4 protein-coding genes are annotated in these 2057 nt (G+C 47.4%); 1 reads left to right on the forward strand and 3 read right to left on the reverse strand.

The window, feature by feature from the left end:
* Together O9295_RS12365 and O9295_RS12370 are read right to left on the reverse strand one after the other, a co-directional pair.
* The coding region (locus O9295_RS12365) for an Rpn family recombination-promoting nuclease/putative transposase (protein WP_502846500.1) at window positions 1-370 on the reverse strand (370 nt) is incomplete at its 3' end.
* 2 nt (window positions 371-372) lie between these two features.
* On the reverse strand, window positions 373-561 hold the full coding sequence (locus tag O9295_RS12370) for a hypothetical protein (protein WP_288033117.1): 189 nt from the start codon (window positions 559-561) through the stop codon (window positions 373-375).
* Window positions 562-606: 45 nt separating this feature from the next.
* On the opposite strand from O9295_RS12370, the gene O9295_RS12375 reads away from it, so the two are divergent.
* On the forward strand, window positions 607-1659 hold the full coding sequence (locus tag O9295_RS12375; RefSeq protein WP_288033118.1) for a 6-bladed beta-propeller: 1053 nt from the start codon (window positions 607-609) through the stop codon (window positions 1657-1659).
* A gap of 64 nt (window positions 1660-1723) precedes the next feature.
* On the opposite strand, the gene O9295_RS12380 is transcribed toward O9295_RS12375, so the two are convergent.
* The coding region (locus tag O9295_RS12380) for a DUF2887 domain-containing protein (protein ID WP_288033119.1) at window positions 1724-2057 on the reverse strand (334 nt) is incomplete at its 5' end.

The raw sequence follows: 2057 nt of genomic DNA on the forward strand, positions 1-2057 counted from the left end.
CCCAAAGACGGATGACTTGGAAGGAATGAAAAGTTTCCCCCAGACGGAAAGTATTTTCTTGCACTAGGGGAGAATCACTGCGTCGCAGATAAATTACCACTTGACGCATTGGTTTTTGGGGATGACGACGATAGACGCGAATGCGATAATCGAGCATTCGGAAAGGAATCTTGGAGTCGGGGTCGGTTTGAAATTCAGTATGGAGAATTAATTGCTCTGACTGCAAAAAAATCAGAGAATCGGCACGAATGGGGTCTAATTGTAATTCCGTCGGGTCGAGGACGGTTAAGGGGAGGGGAGAACCCAATAACCAAGTGGCTAGATCATCGGAGAAGTTTTCGGCGATAAATTTACAAATATTATCAAACATCGTCAGGGATTACTTTCCGTTTCTCCTAGGATACCCTCGATCGCCGGTGTTGACATCCTGTATTTGTCGTAACTATTGCCGAAGAGAATCGTAGCGCGGAATACATTATCGGCAAAATTCAATTCTAACCATGGACTAAATTGTATAAATATCGGCAAATTTGTCACATCTTCCCAGAAATTTCTTGACAATTGCTAGAGGAAAGGGTATATTAGGAGCAGATTTTCTGAAGTTTTATGTCCCTATCTAAAGTTATCAATCATGGGGGGCGGGAGAAGCGTAGCTTATCAAAGGCTCTGCTGAAATCCTTTTCCCTAGTCACGGCCACTGCGATCGGATGTATTAGTATCGCCACCAGTGCCACTGCGGCCAGTTTTTCCTTCGCTTTCGGTAGCCAAGGTAACGGGGACGGTCAGTTCAATTTCCCCTCCGCTATCGCTGTCGATAGCGGGGGTAATATCTATGTAGCCGATACGTTCAACGATCGCGTACAGGTATTCAACCCCAGTGGTGTCTTCCAGTCCACTTTCGGTAGCAAAGGTTCGGGGGACGGTCAGTTCTCGACCCCCTACGGTATCGTCGTCGGTAGCGGTGGTAATATCTATGTAGCCGATACGGACAACGCTCGCGTACAGGTATTCAACCCCAGTGGTGTCTTCCAGTCCGCTTTCGGTAGCAAAGGTTCGGGGGACGGTCAGTTCCACGGCCCCTACGGTATCGCGGTCGGTAGCAGTGGTAATATCTATGTAGCCGATACGGGCAACAATCGCGTACAGGTATTCAACCCCAGTGGTGTCTTCCAGTCCGCTTTCGGTAGCCATGGTTCGGGGGACGGTCAGTTCGATGGACTCCAAGCTATCGCCTTCGATAGCAGTGGTAATATCTATGTAGCCGATACGTTCTACAATCGCGTACAGGTATTCACCCCCAGTGGTGTCTTCCAGTCCGCTTTCGGTAGCCAAGGTTCGGGGGACGGTCAGTTCGAAGCCCCCTTCAGTATCGCTGTCGATGGCAGCGGTAATATCTATGTGGCCGATACGTTCAACGATCGCGTACAGGTATTCAACCCCAGTGGTGTCTTCCAGTTCGCTTTCGGTAGCCAAGGTATGGGGAACGGTGAGTTCAGTATGCCCCAAGGTATCGCTGTCGGTAGCGGTGGTAATATCTATGTAGCCGATACGGCCAACAATCGCGTACAGGTATTCAGAACGCCCGAACCTTCTAGTATTATCGGATTAGGCATACTAGGGGGCGGTTTAGTGGTGCGTCGCCTCGCTAAACGTGGTTAATCGGTGTGGAGTGGGGAGATGAGTTAAAATTTTCCTAATTCCCCACCCTTTGGGGTTAAAAGCTTTAATTGTCCTGCTGCCTTTGTAAGTCCTCGATAGTTGCGGGGGATAAATCGGTAAATCGGGCAATTTCTGGGATAGGAAAGCCAGCAGATAGCATTTTTAGAGCAATTTGTCGAGCTTTTTCTTCTTTGCCTTCCTCTTTGCCTTCCTCTTTGCCTTCCTCTCTGCCTTCCTCTAAAGCTTCTTGATAGACTTTAGTTTCTCTTAGATCACTTAAACTAAACATTTTTTCTATCTCCTTACGGTTTAATTTGGGCAATTTATAAATGAGAATTGTCTCAATTAATTCGAGAATGTCCTCTCTTTTTAAAGACTCCTGGAATTGTTGTCTAACT

The organism is Microcystis sp. LE18-22.4A (assembly GCF_027531105.1).
In the GTDB taxonomy this organism is placed as follows: domain Bacteria; phylum Cyanobacteriota; class Cyanobacteriia; order Cyanobacteriales; family Microcystaceae; genus Microcystis; species Microcystis aeruginosa.

Coding starts and splice junctions, on each gene's coding strand:
- O9295_RS12375 (WP_288033118.1), top strand. CDS start 607: ATGTCCCTATCTAAAGTTATCAATCATGGGGGGCGGGAGAAGCGTAGC.